This is a genomic window from Nevskia sp. (assembly GCF_051860985.1).
Lineage (GTDB): Bacteria > Pseudomonadota > Gammaproteobacteria > Nevskiales > Nevskiaceae > Nevskia.
Genome location: NZ_JBIMKV010000002.1, coordinates 78884 through 93215, shown reverse-complemented (window position 1 = coordinate 93215; position 14332 = coordinate 78884). Strand labels below are relative to the sequence as shown.

Here is a 14332-nt window from a genome sequence, read left to right as displayed (position 1 = left end):
TGATCGGCGAAAACAAGGAGAGCAACGATAGCCGCGGCCGGCTGCGGAGCCGTCGCGGCGCTGGGCGCGCCCAATGAGGGAACGGCGCGCAAGACCAGGGCGCACGGCGACCACAAACGCCGCTCGCAAGAGGCGTCCACGCCGGCCGCGAGGCCACGGTCAGGCGGCCTGGCGGACGCCGGTACCGTCCGCCGTCAGCGGATCGCCGGAAGCAGGCCGAGGCTGGTCAGAAAGACGCGGGTCTCTTCGTGAATCGCGTCCAGCGCCCCCGGGGTGGCGGACAGATCGTGACTGGCACCGGCCTGGTTGCGGTAGTCGCAGCGGATGCCGAGCCGGATCAGCGCGGTGCAGAACTGCACGCTCGGTGTCGGCGCCACGGTGGTGTCCCGATCGCCCTGGAACATCAGCACCGGCGGGTAGCCGGGGTCGAGGTTGACGCTTGGCGAGATCACCGGGCCGAGGTTGTCGAACAGCGCGGCCACCTCGAAGCGCTGGATATGCGACACCGTGGTGATGTCCGGAACGCCGGCGCGGGTGATGATCGCTGCGGCGCGCTGCAGCGGGTTGTCGTCTGCCGCACCGGTTGCCGGCGCGTCGCGAAGCCCGGCGAGGAAGGCCACGCCGCCACCGGCCGATGAGCCGGACAGCGCGATCCGCGCGGGGTCGATGCCGAGTTCGCTGGCGTGGGCCTGTACCCAGCGCAGCGCGGCTCGGCCGTCATCAGCCGCGAGATAGGCGTAGGCGCCGAAACGATTATTCACCCGGTAGTCCGGCGCGATGCCGACCATGCCGTGACTGCTGGCCCAGTACCGCGCTTCGCCGACGGAGTTGTCGATGTTGCCGAACACGAAGCCGCCGCCGAACCAGTGCATCAGCGCGGAGCGACGATCGCTGGCGCGCCAGCCCGTCGGCCGGCAGACGAACAGGCGCAGCGGCACCGGCTCCAGCGACCGATAGACATGCGAGGTGCAGTCGGTGGCCGTGGTGGGCGTGCCCGCGACCGGATCGATGGTGGAGTTCACCGACAGCGTCGAACTGAGTGCGCCGATTCTCAACGTCACTGAACTACCAGTGTCGTAACTGGCAGCGGCGGTGAACTGCACGACCACCGAATTGCCGCTCACCACGGTTCCCGGGGACGTTGTGAAGGCGCCGCCGTTGATGCTGTAGCTGCCGCCGGTGACACTGATCGCCGTCGGCGACGGCGCGCCGGCCACGATGATCGGCACCGTCGTCAGCGCACGGCCCACCGGCACCATGCCGCTGGGAAACATCTCGGCGTTGACCAGGGTGAACGCCTGCAACTGGCTCGGGTCGGCCACAGTGTGCAGCAGCCACGTCGTGCTGCGGCTGCCGATGTTAAGGGTGAGCGGCGTTTCGGTGTCGTAGGTGCTGGCACTGGTGGCCTTGACGCTGACGAGGTCCCCGCCGGCCACCGTCGATGCCGCGCTGCGGAATGCGCCGCCGTTGATGCTGTAGCTGCCGCCGGTCACCGAGATCGGCGTGGCGACATTGATGCCGCGGATCTCGATGGCCTCGCTCTGGACGATCGTATTGCGCGGCACGACGACGTCCCTGAACTCGAAGATGTCGGCGAGGTCGTCGGCCGGCGCATCGGAGGTGACGGTGAAGGTGCCGGTGAGGCCGCCGAGATTCAGCGTCGCCGTGACAATGTCGCCGCGATTGGCCCCGGGGATCGCCATGACACGCACCCGGTCGCCGTTGCTGACCGCCCCCGGCATCGACAGGAACGGCCCGCCGTTGATGCTGTACTCGCCGCCGCTCACCGATACCGCGATCGGCGCGCTGATGCCGCTGACGGTCACCGACGGACTGACTGTCCCCAGCAGCGGGAAGGCGGCCGGGTTGCTGACCGAGCTGAACCGGGCCGGCGTGACATCCGCACCGGCAGTGGTGACGTGGAACGCGGCACTGCTGCCGCCGATGGTCAGGGTCGCCGACACCGTGGTGGCAGCCGCGCTGGCTGCCATCGTCCGCATACGGACGATCTCCCCGTTGCGGATTTTTCCGGGATTGCTGGTGAAGCCCGCGCCGCCGATGCTGTACTGACCACCGACGATCGCGATCTCCGCCGGCGCATCGAGGCCGCTGATCGTCACGGCTGCGCTGCTGCGGACGCTGCCCGTGGCGGCCTCGACGACCGGCGCGAACGCAAACGCGTCGGGCGTGGTCCGCGCTGCACGGGTGCTGACGCTGAACGGGGCGCTGCCGCTGCCGACGGTCAGCACCGCGTCCTGGCGCGTCGCGAAGCTGTCGCTGGCCACCGCTTCGACCACGACGCTGTCGTTGCTCGACACCAGGCCGTCGGCCGCCGTGAACGGACGGCCGTTGACGCTGTAGCGCCCGCCGACCACGGAAATCGGGGTGCCGGCGGCGACGCCGGTGATCATTGCGGGCCGGCTCGTCCTGACGCTGCCCGGCTCGGCGTTGAACACCGGGGCGAACGTGAACGCCAGCGGCGCCTGCCCGGTCGAGCCGCGCGCGCTGGTGGTCACCACGAAATCCGCCTGCTTGTCGCCGATCGCGACGGTGGCGCTGCCCGCCGTCGACGGTTGCTCGGACGCCAGCACCTCGGCCACCACGACGTCACCGTTGACAACTTCGCCCGGCGACGCCGTGAATGCGCCGTCGTTGATCTGGTAGCGCCCGGCACTGACCGAGATCGGCACGGCGATGTCGATGCCGGTCACCACGATCGGCTCGCTGCGGACAGCCATGCCGGTCATGACATCCGTCTGCGGAGGGAAGCTGAACGGATCGGGCGAGCCGTCCGCAGTAATGCTCCGGGTGGTGACGCGATAGGCACCGGCAACGCCGCCGACGGTCAGCACCGCGTCGCGCGATTCCGAATAGCCAAAGGACGACAGTACCTGCACTGTGACCGACGCACCGCTGCTCACGGTGCCCGGCGCATCGGTGAACGCCTGGCCGTCGACGCTGTAGAAGCCGCCAACGATGGAAATCGGACTCGGCGCGTTGATGCCGGTGATGGTCGTCGGCTGGCTGGTCTGCAGGCTGCCGAGCGGTGCGTCGATCTTCGGCGGGAAACTGAAGGGATCGGGTGTGGTGTCGGCCGTCCTGGTCGTGGTGATCCTGAAACTGCTGCTGACCCCGCCGATGGTGACCGTGACGCTGGACGCGGTGTTGATGCTGCTGCTCGCGGTTCCGCGTGCACGGACCTGCGCGTTGTTGCCAACGGTGCCCGCCGCCGATGTGAAGGCACCGCCATCAATGCTGTAACTGCCGCCGCTGCTGACGCTGATCGCAGCCGCCGCCTCGAGCCCGGTGATCAGGGCGGGGTCGCTGACCTGGATGCTGCCCGGCGCCGCTTCGGTCCGTGGTGCGAAGCTGAAGGCGTCCGGCACCGTGTCCGCCTTGCGGGTGGTCACCTTGAATGCCGACGTCGCCGCCGGCGTTCCCACCCGAAGCTTGGCGCTGACCGAGGTGCCGAAAGCATCGGACGACACCACACCGACACGAACGATATCCCCCCGGACCACCCGGCCCGAGTTCCGGGTGAACGCGCCGCCGTTGATGCTGTACGCGCCCCCGGTCACGCTGATCGGTGCCGGGGCATCGATGCCGCTGATCGTCCGGCTCTCGCTGACGACGTTACGCGACCGTTCCACGTTGGTCACCGGCGGAAACACGATCGGGTCCGGCGCCATGTCGGCAGCCTTTGTGCCCGGCAGGATCATCAACCCCACTGCAAAAAGCAGCGCTCGCAGCCCGCGCTGCGGCATCAAATCAGTCATGCCTCGTCCCGTGGTGGACACCTTCTTGCGAGGTGTTCAGCGTGGTCTTATCACAGACCCGTTCGGAGATCCTTTCCGGACTGCCAACAAAATTAATCTATCTTAGCAAGATTATGATTTCTTTTCGGTTTCTTGCGACACCGCTCAGCTTAAGATGAACTTTCATTCATCATCGACAGCACGGCAAACCGGAATTCGCGCGGTTTTCCGCCCGTGATCACGCAGACCGCGCAATGTGGAAAGAAGTCATGCCCCGATTTCCGGAGGGCGGCGGTTCCGGAAGGAAATTTCACTGGATGGACGGCCGTTTGCCGCCGCCAGCGGTGACCGAGGAACCCCGTCGGACGCCGCTCAATGAACCACGAAATCGGCCGGGATCGGCTTCGGCGGCGGCAATGGCTCGCCGAGCATTTCCAGCAGCGAGGCCTCGATGTTGTCGCAGATCGCGCCCAGCGCAAGGTCGTTGTCGTCGAAACCGAACGGCGCTTCCAGTTCCTCGGCGATCGCTTCGAGCGCCATGAAGGTATAGGCGACGAACACGGCGAATACCGGCGCGTACCAGCCGATGGTGCCGACCAGCGCGAACGGCAGCAGCGTGCAGTAGAAGTAGATCGTGCGGTGAACCATGACCGAGAAGGTCAGCGGGATCGGCGTGCCGGCAATGCGCTCGCAGCCGCCGATCGCATCGCCCAGCGTATTGAAGCTCTGCTCCATCGACGCCGACAGGATGTCCGGCAGCTGGCCGCTGCGCCGCGCGGCATGCAGCTGGTCACCTAGCAGCTGCTGGATCACCACCGGCTTCCAGCGCGCCGGCAGCGCGCGCGACAGATCCGCCGGCACTAGCAACCGCTGCAGATCGTCGGTGGCATCGGTGCCCCGCAGTTGGTGCCGGAAGGCATGGGCGTGGGCGATCAGTGCCCGCACGAAGCGTTGGGCTTCAGGCGATTTCGGCGCCCATTCGGTCAGGGTGAGCGCCTGTCGGGCCAGCGCCCGCGAAGCATTCATGATCGTGCCCCACAACTTTCGGGCATCCCAGTACCGCTCGTGACTGACGTTGATCCGGAAGCCGAGGAAGATGGCCAGCGCCAGCCCGAGCAAGGTGAACGGCTGCAGACTCAGCTCGACGCGGTGCAGCCACGCGGCATCGACCGAGATGTGCAGCACCTGCGCGAACACCGCCAGCCCGCCGATGATCGACAGCCGCGGCACCAGCTTGCGCAGCACCGAGCCACGCCAGATGAACAGCATCCGGAACCAGTGCGGACGCGGGCGAACGATCATCGTGGCGTCCCGTCAGCCAGCGCCGCCCGCAGCCGCGCCTCGTCGAAGAAGGTTTCGCAGAGCAGCGTGCCCTCGTCGTCGATCAGCACCGGGATGACCTTGCCCCAGCGCCCGGCCCAGCCAGCGCGGCTGTCGACATCAGCCACCGCCAGTCGCGGCAGCAGATCAGGGCAGGCAGCGGCGAAGGCCTCGAGAAATTCCTCGCACAGCCCGCAGCCATCCCGCCCCAGCAGGGTCAGCGTCATCGCGTCCGCCATCGGGGATCAGGGCTTGGCCGGCACACCCAGCGCCAGGAACAGCGGTGCACCCTGCCGCTGCACCAGCATCGGCACCGTCTGGCCCGGCGTCAGCCGGCCGGCGACCTGGGCATAGCGATCGGCGCTGTCGATCTCCTGGCTGGCGATCGACAGGATCACGTCGCCGACGATCAGCCCGGCGTCGCGACCCGGCCCCGGCCCGACCTCGACCACGCGAACGCCGCCGGACACGACCTTCTCGGCGCGCCGCTCGATATCGCCGAGCGTCTGCACGACCACGCCGAGCGGCCGGCCGGCCGGATCGCTCGGTGCCGATTTCGGATCGCCTGACGGTGCGCGCTCGCTGCTGCTGCCGCTGCCATCGGCGAGGTCCTGCTCGGCCAGCTCGCCGACCTCCACCTTCACCGTCACCCGGCGGCCATCGCGCAGCACGTCCAGGGTCACGGTCTCGCCCGGCGTGACGTCGCCGACCAGTGGCTTGAGCGTGCGCGAGGTGGCGATCTCGGTGTCGTTGAACTTGACGATGATGTCGCCGGCCTTGAGACCGGACTGCTGCGCCGGGCTGTCCGGCAGCACCCGGGCCAGCAGTGCGCCACCCGGTTTGTCCATGCCGAAGGAAGCGGCCAGCTTGCGATCGACTTCCTGCATGACGATGCCGAGCCAGCCGCGACGGACGCGGCCGGTTTCCTTCAGCGACTTGGCGACCTTGGCGGCGACGTCGATCGGGATCGCGAAGGCCACGCCCTGGAAGCCGCCGTTCTGGCTGTAGATCTGCGAATTGACGCCGATCACCTCGCCCTTCAGGTTGAACAGCGGGCCGCCGGAATTGCCGGGGTTCACCGCCGCGTCGGTCTGGATGAACGGCACGTACTGCTCGGTTTCCAGATTGCGGCCCTTGGCGGAAATGATGCCGGCGGTGACCGTGTAGTCGAAGCCGAACGGCGAGCCGATCGCCAGTACCCAGTCGCCGACGCGGGACTTCTGCACGTTGGCGAGCTTCACCGCCGGCAGGTTCTTGGCGTCGATCTTCAGCAGCGCCAGATCGCTGCGCTCGTCGCTGCCGACCAGCTCGGCCGGGAACTGGCGACGGTCGGACAGGCGGACGACGATTTCCTTGGCGTTCTTCACCACGTGGTGATTGGTGACGATGTAGCCGTCGGACCACAGGATGAAGCCGGAGCCGAGCGACTGTTCGCCGCCGGGGCCGGCGCCATCATCGGGGAAGCCTTCGCCGTCGCCATCCCCGTCCGCCTGGGCGTCATCGCCACCGGGGGACGGCTCGTCGGCATTGCCGCCGCCGGAGCCGTCCCCCGGCGCGGCGCCGCTGCGGCCGCCGTCGCCATGTTCTTCAAGGAACTTCTTCAGCCAGTCCGGCACCGGTCGGCCATCGCTGCCCGGCGTGGCGGCCGCCGGGCTTTCGGCGTCCACCGGTACGGCGCTGATGTTGACCACCGTCGGGCTGACCTTCTCGACCAGTTCCGCCAATTCCGGCAAGCCGGCGGCGCGTTCGGACGAACAGGCCGCCAGCAGGCCGGCGGCGATCAGCAGGGGCAACGCCAGCACGGCGGTCTTGCGACCGGCGACGATCTGCATCATTCAACTCCAGGAGTGCCCGGACCGGGGCAGGCGGGTCGATCGCACCGGGGCGAGCGACGGATCACGGCGAACGCGGCAGTTGAACATGGCCCGCCGCGCTGCGGCAAGACAGCCCCCGGTCAGCCGACATTGCCGCCGGGATGACCCGAAAGCCACGCATGAAGCGGGTTTCAGCGCGGCGTAGCCGCCGTCGACGGAGCCGCGATGTCCTGCGCGGGCGGCCGCTCATTGCTGCCGGCCGGCGTGCTGGCGGCGCCATCCTGGCCGGGGATCGGCACCCGCAGGTTGTCGCCGATCATCTTGATCGCTGCGCCCGGCACCTCACCGACGATGGTGACGTGGAACGAGCCGACCACGGTGCCGTAGGCCTGCACCGCACCGATATGCGACGGACCGTTGACGCCCTTCGCTTCCTGCGAACGGACCGTCGAGAACACCGAAATCGACGACAGGCCGTCCGACAGCAGCAGATGCTCGACGTTGCCGGAGCCGTCCGCCAGCAGCCGATCGTCGTGCATCACCACCTTGAAGCCGGGCGGCAGCTTGCCCAGCGTCACCTGCGGTTCGCCATGCGGATCGGCCGCAGGGACGTCATCGAGCTTCGGCAGGTTGCGGGTGATCAGGTTGAACTTGCGGATGTCGACTTCGGTTTCGAAGGCTTCGTCCGGGATCGACTTCGGATAGGCCACTTCGGTGAACATCACCTGCTCCAGCACTTCGCGGCGCGGGCCGGTCAGGCTGATCTTCAGCGGCAGGCGGGTTTCCTGATCGGTCCAGACTTCGTAGCCGTACCGGTACTTGTCCTTCGGACGCACCGAGACGCCGTTGCATGGCCGGCCGGCAATGCGGCCTTCCCCTTCGCTGCGGAATTCGTAATGGGCTTTCAGCTGTTCGACGCGCTCGACCGTCAGCTGCGCCAGGAAGCCCTTGAGGCTAGGCCGCTCGGCCGAGATCGAGCGGCCTTTCGGCGTGATCGAGATCAGGCGGTTGTCGATCCTGAGCAGCTGCCGGGGATCGCCGGTCAGCGACACCATGCGCTCGCGTTCGCTGTCGTCCTTGTAGCGGTGCTGCACGCGCAGCACTTCGAAACGCTCGTCGCCGCGGTAGATCACCACGCCCTGGTAGTTGCGGGTCCGCGAGGCCTCGGCGGCCTGGACGAGCAGCGCGCCGGCATCGACGGCGGCGTCGGGAGCGGCATCGGCTGCGGTGGCCTGCGCAGCCTGCGAGGTGCAGGCGACGCCTGCACAAAACAGCCAGCGACGCATCAGCGGCTACCGTCAGCCGGCCGATAGCTCGCCTGTTGCGCCACCAGACGCGGGTAACCCAGCGAACTGCCCATGCCGGCGTCGGCACCGCGGGTCGAATGCTGGATCAGGTAGTCGGTCAGCTGTCGCTTGGCGTCGGCATCCAGATCGTCCCAGGCGGGCGATTCCTCGCTTGCCACTTCGACCGGCACCGCGCCGCTCATCTGGCCGTCGGCGCCCACCTTGACGAGATTGCCGGTCACTGCCGCCTGCTGCGCGGCGGGAAGCGTTGCGTCGACCGGCTGGTCAAGCAGGCTGCGGCCACCGATCGCCACGACGGCGGTGATCGACGCGGCGACCGCGAGGCCCGCCATCCGCTGCCAGCGCAGGCTGCGGGCGCTGACGGCGGCTGCCGGCACCGGCGTCGCGACCGGGGCTGCGGTTCGGGGCCGCAGCGGCACCACCTTGGACGGTGCAGCGACCGCCGGCTCGTCGTCGAGCGCCGCCATGACGCTGGCCGTCAGATCCAACGCCGATTTGCGGACCGTTCGGCCCGCCATCACGTCGCGGGTCAGGCACATCCGGCTCCAGCGCGCCGCCAGCTCGGGCGAGCGTTCGATGGCGGCCAACGCGGCCTCGACTTCAGCCGGAGTGCACTCACCGTCCAACAGCGCCGACAGCAATTCTTCTGACATTTCGCTCATTCCGAACCGGGCTCTGAAGCCGCGACATGGGACATTAACCGCGGCTGAACAGAAAAGTTCCGGCCGCTCACTGGCAAAAACACATCAACATTCCGACAGGTCCGACCGCGCTCGCTGCTCACGCTCAGACCCCTCAACTCATCAACGGGTTCACGACGGCATCGATCGCCTCGCGGGCGCGGAAGATGCGCGACCGCACGGTACCGATCGGGCAGTCCATCGCTTCGGCGATCTCCTCGTAGCTCAGGCCTTCAAGCTCGCGCAGCACGATTGCCTGACGCAGGTCCGGCGGCAGCTTGGCGATCACTTCGCCGACTTTCTGCTTGATCTCGTCGGACAGCAGCAGCGACTCCGGCGTGTCGACGTCGCTCAAGTGTTCGGTGTGGCCGAATTGCTCGGCATCGACGATGTCGATGTCCTGGTTCGACGGCCGGCGGCCGCGCGACACCAGATGGTTCTTGGCCGTGTTGATGCCGATCCGGTACAGCCAGGTATAGAACGCGCTGTTGCCCTGAAAGCCCTTCAGCGCACGCCAGGCCTTGATCAGCGTTTCCTGGGCGACGTCCGGCGCATCGCCATCGCCGACGAGACGACTGACCAGCTGCACGATCTTGTGCTGGTACTTGCGGACCAGCAGCTCGAATGCCCGCCGGTCGCCTTTCTGGGCGAGGACAACCAGTTCTTCGTCGGTGATGTCGGGGTTCATGCGCTCTGGGAAGACGGGGGCGCCGCACCCGCGTCACCGGGGATTCTGGCTAAACTCCGCGACTGTTCGTGGTTGTCGTCGTACCTGAAATATTAGCAAGCCCGACATTCCTGCGTGAACGAATCCGATGTGCTGATCCTCGGCAGTGGCGCCGCCGGACTGTCTGCCGCGCTGCGCCTGGCCAAGGCCGGCCACCGCGTCTGCGTGGTGTCGAAAGGCACGCTCGCCAGCGGCTCCACCTTGTGGGCGCAGGGCGGCATCTCCGCCGTCCTCGACGAGGACGACTCGGTCGAGGCGCACGTGCAGGACACCTTGATCGCCGGCGCCGGGCTCTGTGATGAAGCGGCGGTCCGCTTCACCGTCGAACGCGGTCCGGAGTGCATCGCCTGGCTGGTCGACCAGGGCGTGGTGTTCACCCATGCCGATGGCGAACTCAGGGGCCAGCGACTGCACCTGACCCGCGAGGGCGGCCACAGCCACCGTCGCGTGGTGCACGCGGCCGATGCCACCGGCCGGGCCGTGGAAACCACCCTCGCCGCGCTGGCCGAGGCGCATCCGCTGATCGAAGTGCGCGAACGTACGGTGGCGGTCGATCTGATCGTCGACAAGGCCGCCCGCCGCGTGCAGGGCGCCTACCTGTACGACCGTCGCAGCAAGGGCATCCAGGCCGTCGCAGCCAAGGCGGTGATCCTGGCCACCGGCGGCGCCAACCAGGTCTACCTGTATTCGTCGAACCCGTTCGGGGCCTCGGGTGATGGCATTGCGATGGCCTGGCGCGCCGGCTGCCGGGTGGCGAACATGGAATTCATGCAGTTCCATCCAACGACGCTGTACCACGGCGATTCGCGCTCGTTCCTGATTTCCGAGGCGCTCAGAGGCGAAGGCGCGACCCTGCACGTGCCGAATCCGGACGGCTCGGTCGGCGAGCGCTTCATGCCGCGCTTCGATGCCCGCGGCGAGCTGGCGCCGCGCGACATCGTCGCCCGCGCCATCGACCACGAGATGAAGCGGCTCGGCGTCAAGCATGTCTGGCTCGACATCAGCCACAAGCCGGCCGACTTCGTCCGCGAGCATTTCCCCTCGATCCACGCCCACTGCCTGTCGCTGGGACTGGACATCACCCGGCAGCCGATTCCGGTGGTGCCGTCGGCGCATTTCACCTGCGGCGGCGTGGTCACCGATCTCCACGCCCGCACCGACATCGCCGGCCTGTACGCAGCCGGCGAATGCGCCAGCACCGGCCTGCACGGCGCCAACCGGCTGGCGTCCAATTCGCTGCTCGAATGCCTGGTGTTCGCCGATGCCGCCGCCGACGACCTGATCCGCGAGCTGCCGGCCATGCCGGCGCCACCGCCGCTCACGCCCTGGGACGAATCGCGGGTGTCGGATTCCGATGAAGACGTCGTGGTCAGCCATAACTGGCTGGAGCTGCGCACCTTCATGTGGGACTACGTCGGCATCGTCCGCACTTCCAAGCGGCTGCTGCGCGCGCGTCACCGCGTGGCGCTGCTGAAGCGCGAGATCATCGAGTTCTACCTGCACTACCGGGTGAGCCATCACCTAATCGAGCTGCGCAACCTGGTGACGGTTGCCGAGCTGATCGTCGATTCCGCGCTCGCCCGCCGCGAAAGCCGCGGCCTGCACTACACGCTGGATTTCCCGCAGGTCGATCCGGTGGCGACGCCGACGGTGCTGACGCCGGCCAGCCCGGCGCGATGAGCCGCGTCGACGCCGTCATCCTCTGCGGCGGCGCCGGGCAGCGGCTGAGCGGTGTCGACAAGCCGCTGCAGCCGCTTGCCGGCCAGCTGCTGTTCGAACGGGTGCTGCTCCGCCTGGCGCCGCAGGTGGCCGGCCTCGTGATCAGCGCCAATCGCAATGCCGCGCAGTACGCCGCCTACGGACTGGCCGTGGTCGACGACGGCCGCCACACCGGCCGCGGCCCGCTGGCCGGCATCGCCGCCGGTCTCGAAGCCGCCGGCAGCGACCGCGTGCTGATCGTTCCCGGCGATGCGCCGCTGCTGCCGGACGATCTCGTCGTGCGCCTCGACGAAGCGCGCCGGCGCACCGGCGCGGCGATCGCCTGCGTCGACGATGGCCACGGTCCGCAGCCGCTGTGCTGCCTGATCGAACGCGGCTTGCGTGACGATCTCGCGCGCTATCTCGACGACGGCGGCAGCACGCCGCGCGAGTGGCAGGCGCGTCATTCGGTGGTCAGCGTCCGCTTCGCCGACTGGCCGCGCTGGGGCTGGAGCGTCAACACGCCGGAAGAATGGCAGGACGCCGAGCTGCGGTTGAGCGATCTGCTGACCATCACCGAGTGACCCGCGCATGGCCCTGACCGCGCTCGAAGACGCCCTCGCCCTCTACGCCACCACGGTTCGCCCGCTGCCGGTGATCGAGCGGCCGACGCTCGAAGCCGACGGCGACGTGCTGGCCGAGCCGGCGCTGGCGCAGACCGACCTGCCGCGCTTCGACCAGAGCGCCCTCGACGGCTACTGCTTCGCCAGCGCCGATGTCGCCGCCGCCAGCGACCAGACGCCGGTGCGCCTGTCGGTGCGCCAGACCATCGCCGCCAGCGGCCACGCATCGCGGCCGGTGCTGGCGCCGGGCACGGCGGCGCGGATCTTCACCGGCGCGCTGCTACCGCACGGTGCGGATGCGATGCAGGCCCAGGAACGGGCGCAGCGCGATGGCGACATGCTGGTCTTCACCCGGCCATTCCCGAGTGGGCGCAACATCCGTCGGCAAGCCGAAGAACTGGCGCGCGGCACCGTGCTGGCCGAGGCCGGCCAGCGCATCGGCCCTGGCCTGCTGGCCTCGCTGGTCAATGCCGAAGTCGACCGCGTCCGCGTGCGCCGCCGGCCCTGCGTGCGGGTATTCGTCACCGGCGACGAAGTCCGCCCCGCCGGCACGCCGCTGAAGCCCGGCGAGATTCATGACTCCAACGGTCCGCTGATCACCGCGCTGCTGCGCCACCACGGCATCGAGGTACCACCGCCGGTGCATCTCGGCGATGACCCCGAACAGGTACGCACGGCGCTGGCAGCAGCGCTGGCCGAGGCCGATCTGGTGCTCACGGCCGGCGGCGCATCGGTCGGCGACAAGGATTTCCTGCCCGCCACCGCCGAGGCACTCGGCGTGCGCCGGGTGTTCTGGAAAGTGGCCCAGAAGCCGGCCAAGCCGCTGTTCTTCGGCGTCCGCGACGATACCGACGGCCGTCAGCGGCTGATGCTGGCGCTGCCCGGCAACCCCGGAGCGGTGCTGATCAGCATGGTGCTGCATGTGCGGCTGGTACTCGACCATCTCGCCGGCCTGAAGCGTCCGGACCTCGGCTGGACCCACGGCGTGCTCGACCATCCGGTGGAGCGCGACGATGAGCGCGCCCGCCTGGTGCGCATGGGCCTGCGCCATGACGCGCAGGGCGTCGCGCGGCTGAACCCGCTGCCCCGCCAGGACTCGCACATGCTGTCGAACCTTGGCCGCGCCGACGTGCTGGTGTGGGTCGAGGCCGGCAGCGCGCCGGTCCAGGCCGGCGCGGTGCTGCGCTGGATCGCGCTGCCCGAATGACCGGACCGGCGCTCGGCACTGCCGAACTGCACGCCGCCACCGATCGCCTGCTGCTCGAACACGGCGCCTTCGATCCGTTCGAATTCCTGCTGCGCCAGGGCTGGCTCGATTACGCCGACGTGAGCGCCTGGCAGCACGGCGAACGGACCTCGCTGCAGGCGGCGCTGCTGGTGCCGGTCGCCACCGTGCTGCCGGCGCTGGAGGCGGCCATCCGCCACGCCCGCGCCCAAGGCCTGGTCCGCGAGCCGCGACCGGCCGGGCCCGCCGCGCTGGGCGACGACCCGCACTGGGTGCTGCTGTGCAGCGGCGTGCTGAAGCGACCGGCCAATCGCCCGCAGGGCGATCTGTTCCACGACAACGCCGCGCTATTCGTCGTCGAGGGGCTGCGCACGGCGCTCGCCCGCCACGATCGCACCGCATCCCGTGCGCTGCTGCAGAAACTGGAACAAGAAGCTCCGCGCCAAGCGCCGGCCTTCGCCGCCTTGCTGCAAGCGCTCGACCCGCCGGCGACGCAGAGCCACGCGGCCCGAGGCCAGCAGATCGAACAGCAGCTGACACCGGCAGCGCAGCAGCTGCTGGGGCCGGCGGCGCGGGCCTATCTGGCGCCGCTGTGGGTGGCGCTGGCCCAGGCGCTCGAACGCGATGCTGGGGTGGACGACGCCGATGCCGGTGACCTGCGGCAGCATCCGAGCCACGCCTGGATGGCGGCCGGCCACTGGCGCGATGCCGCCGCCAGCATCACCGACCGTGGCCGCGACTGGAGCCGTTCGCCGGCGCTGATCGCGCGGCTTGCCGACATCCAGGCCCGGCAGCACCGGATCGGCGAAGCGCGACGGCTGCGGATGCGGCTGTGCTGGCTGTTCCCGGATGACGCCGCGCCGCTGCTCGATGCGCTGCCGCCGGATGATCCGGACACCGCTCTGCTGCGCCGCTGGCCGGAGTTCCAGCTGGCCGACGCGCCGCTGCCGATCACCCGCTTCCCAGCCTGGCTGCTGCTGGCCGATGCCCGCCAGCGCGAATGGCTGCTGCCCGACCAGCCGCCGGTGACCTTGGCCGCCGCTGACGATCAGGCCTGCTTCCGCGCGCTGCACCAGCTGCTCGGCAATGCCGGTGATCTCGATACCCGGCGGACCTTGAAAGCCCTGCAACCGGAACTGATGCAGGCGTTCCTCAGGCTGCGCGAGCGCGGCGGCCTCTGAGC

Annotated in this window: 11 protein-coding genes; 4 read left to right on the top strand and 7 right to left on the bottom strand. The window is 68.9% G+C overall.

What is annotated here, in order from left to right; translation table 11 throughout:
• Nucleotides 1-194: 194 nt before the first annotated feature.
• The 7 genes from ACTIGJ_RS02710 to rpoE all read right to left on the bottom strand — a co-directional run bounded on the left by ACTIGJ_RS02710 (nucleotide 195) and on the right by rpoE (nucleotide 9564).
• Complete coding sequence (locus ACTIGJ_RS02710; protein WP_439638741.1) at nucleotides 195-3776, bottom strand: alpha/beta hydrolase fold domain-containing protein; 3582 nt, start codon at nucleotides 3774-3776, stop codon at nucleotides 195-197.
• A 351-nt stretch (nucleotides 3777-4127) separates the two neighbouring features.
• A complete protein-coding gene (locus tag ACTIGJ_RS02705) occupies nucleotides 4128-5057 on the bottom strand; it encodes a bestrophin family protein (RefSeq protein WP_439638740.1) in 930 nt (309 codons plus the stop codon).
• Nucleotides 5054-5314: a glutaredoxin family protein gene (locus tag ACTIGJ_RS02700; RefSeq protein ID WP_439638739.1), complete on the bottom strand. Its 261-nt coding sequence runs from the start codon at nucleotides 5312-5314 to the stop codon at nucleotides 5054-5056. Before ACTIGJ_RS02700 ends, ACTIGJ_RS02705 begins: the two co-directional genes overlap by 4 nt.
• 6 nt (nucleotides 5315-5320) lie before the next feature.
• Entirely contained in the window at nucleotides 5321-6907 is a 1587-nt protein-coding gene (locus tag ACTIGJ_RS02695; RefSeq protein WP_439638738.1) for a Do family serine endopeptidase, read from the bottom strand.
• A gap of 173 nt (nucleotides 6908-7080) precedes the next feature.
• Nucleotides 7081-8175, bottom strand: a complete 1095-nt coding sequence (locus ACTIGJ_RS02690; RefSeq protein WP_439638737.1) for a MucB/RseB C-terminal domain-containing protein — start codon at nucleotides 8173-8175, stop codon at nucleotides 7081-7083.
• On the bottom strand, nucleotides 8175-8849 hold the full coding sequence (locus ACTIGJ_RS02685) for a sigma-E factor negative regulatory protein (protein WP_439638736.1): 675 nt from the start codon (nucleotides 8847-8849) through the stop codon (nucleotides 8175-8177). The genes ACTIGJ_RS02690 and ACTIGJ_RS02685 overlap by 1 nt, the downstream gene beginning before the upstream one ends.
• A gap of 142 nt (nucleotides 8850-8991) precedes the next feature.
• Nucleotides 8992-9564 carry an RNA polymerase sigma factor RpoE gene (gene rpoE, locus ACTIGJ_RS02680; RefSeq protein ID WP_439638735.1) on the bottom strand — a complete coding sequence of 191 codons (573 nt, stop codon included), beginning with the start codon at nucleotides 9562-9564 and terminating at the stop codon, nucleotides 8992-8994.
• 114 nt (nucleotides 9565-9678) lie between these two features.
• Here rpoE and nadB point away from each other — a divergent pair, with 114 nt between their 5' ends.
• From nadB to ACTIGJ_RS02660, 4 genes are read left to right on the top strand one after another with little or no spacing between them, the layout of a single operon-like run.
• Nucleotides 9679-11283, top strand: a complete 1605-nt coding sequence (nadB, locus tag ACTIGJ_RS02675; protein WP_439638734.1) for an L-aspartate oxidase — start codon at nucleotides 9679-9681, stop codon at nucleotides 11281-11283.
• Nucleotides 11280-11885 carry a molybdenum cofactor guanylyltransferase MobA gene (gene mobA, locus ACTIGJ_RS02670; protein ID WP_439638733.1) on the top strand — a complete coding sequence of 202 codons (606 nt, stop codon included), beginning with the start codon at nucleotides 11280-11282 and terminating at the stop codon, nucleotides 11883-11885. The genes nadB and mobA overlap by 4 nt, the downstream gene beginning before the upstream one ends.
• Nucleotides 11886-11892: 7 nt before the next feature.
• Complete coding sequence (locus ACTIGJ_RS02665) at nucleotides 11893-13131, top strand: molybdopterin molybdotransferase MoeA (RefSeq protein WP_439638732.1); 1239 nt, start codon at nucleotides 11893-11895, stop codon at nucleotides 13129-13131.
• Nucleotides 13128-14330 carry a hypothetical protein gene (locus tag ACTIGJ_RS02660; RefSeq protein ID WP_439638731.1) on the top strand — a complete coding sequence of 401 codons (1203 nt, stop codon included), beginning with the start codon at nucleotides 13128-13130 and terminating at the stop codon, nucleotides 14328-14330. Before ACTIGJ_RS02665 ends, ACTIGJ_RS02660 begins: the two co-directional genes overlap by 4 nt.
• Nucleotides 14331-14332: the final 2 nt, after the last annotated feature.

Excerpts from the sequence above, each read along its gene's own strand:
- rpoE (WP_439638735.1), bottom strand. The coding sequence starts at position 9,564 with ATGAACCCCGACATCACCGACGAAGAACTGGTTGTCCTCGCCCAGAAA.
- ACTIGJ_RS02685 (WP_439638736.1), bottom strand. The coding sequence starts at position 8,849 with ATGTCAGAAGAATTGCTGTCGGCGCTGTTGGACGGTGAGTGCACTCCG.
- ACTIGJ_RS02695 (WP_439638738.1), bottom strand. The coding sequence starts at position 6,907 with ATGCAGATCGTCGCCGGTCGCAAGACCGCCGTGCTGGCGTTGCCCCTG.
- ACTIGJ_RS02705 (WP_439638740.1), bottom strand. The coding sequence starts at position 5,057 with ATGATCGTTCGCCCGCGTCCGCACTGGTTCCGGATGCTGTTCATCTGG.
- ACTIGJ_RS02710 (WP_439638741.1), bottom strand. The coding sequence starts at position 3,776 with ATGACTGATTTGATGCCGCAGCGCGGGCTGCGAGCGCTGCTTTTTGCA.
- ACTIGJ_RS02700 (WP_439638739.1), bottom strand. The coding sequence starts at position 5,314 with ATGGCGGACGCGATGACGCTGACCCTGCTGGGGCGGGATGGCTGCGGG.
- ACTIGJ_RS02665 (WP_439638732.1), top strand. The coding sequence starts at position 11,893 with ATGGCCCTGACCGCGCTCGAAGACGCCCTCGCCCTCTACGCCACCACG.
- mobA (WP_439638733.1), top strand. The coding sequence starts at position 11,280 with ATGAGCCGCGTCGACGCCGTCATCCTCTGCGGCGGCGCCGGGCAGCGG.
- ACTIGJ_RS02690 (WP_439638737.1), bottom strand. The coding sequence starts at position 8,175 with ATGCGTCGCTGGCTGTTTTGTGCAGGCGTCGCCTGCACCTCGCAGGCT.
- ACTIGJ_RS02660 (WP_439638731.1), top strand. The coding sequence starts at position 13,128 with ATGACCGGACCGGCGCTCGGCACTGCCGAACTGCACGCCGCCACCGAT.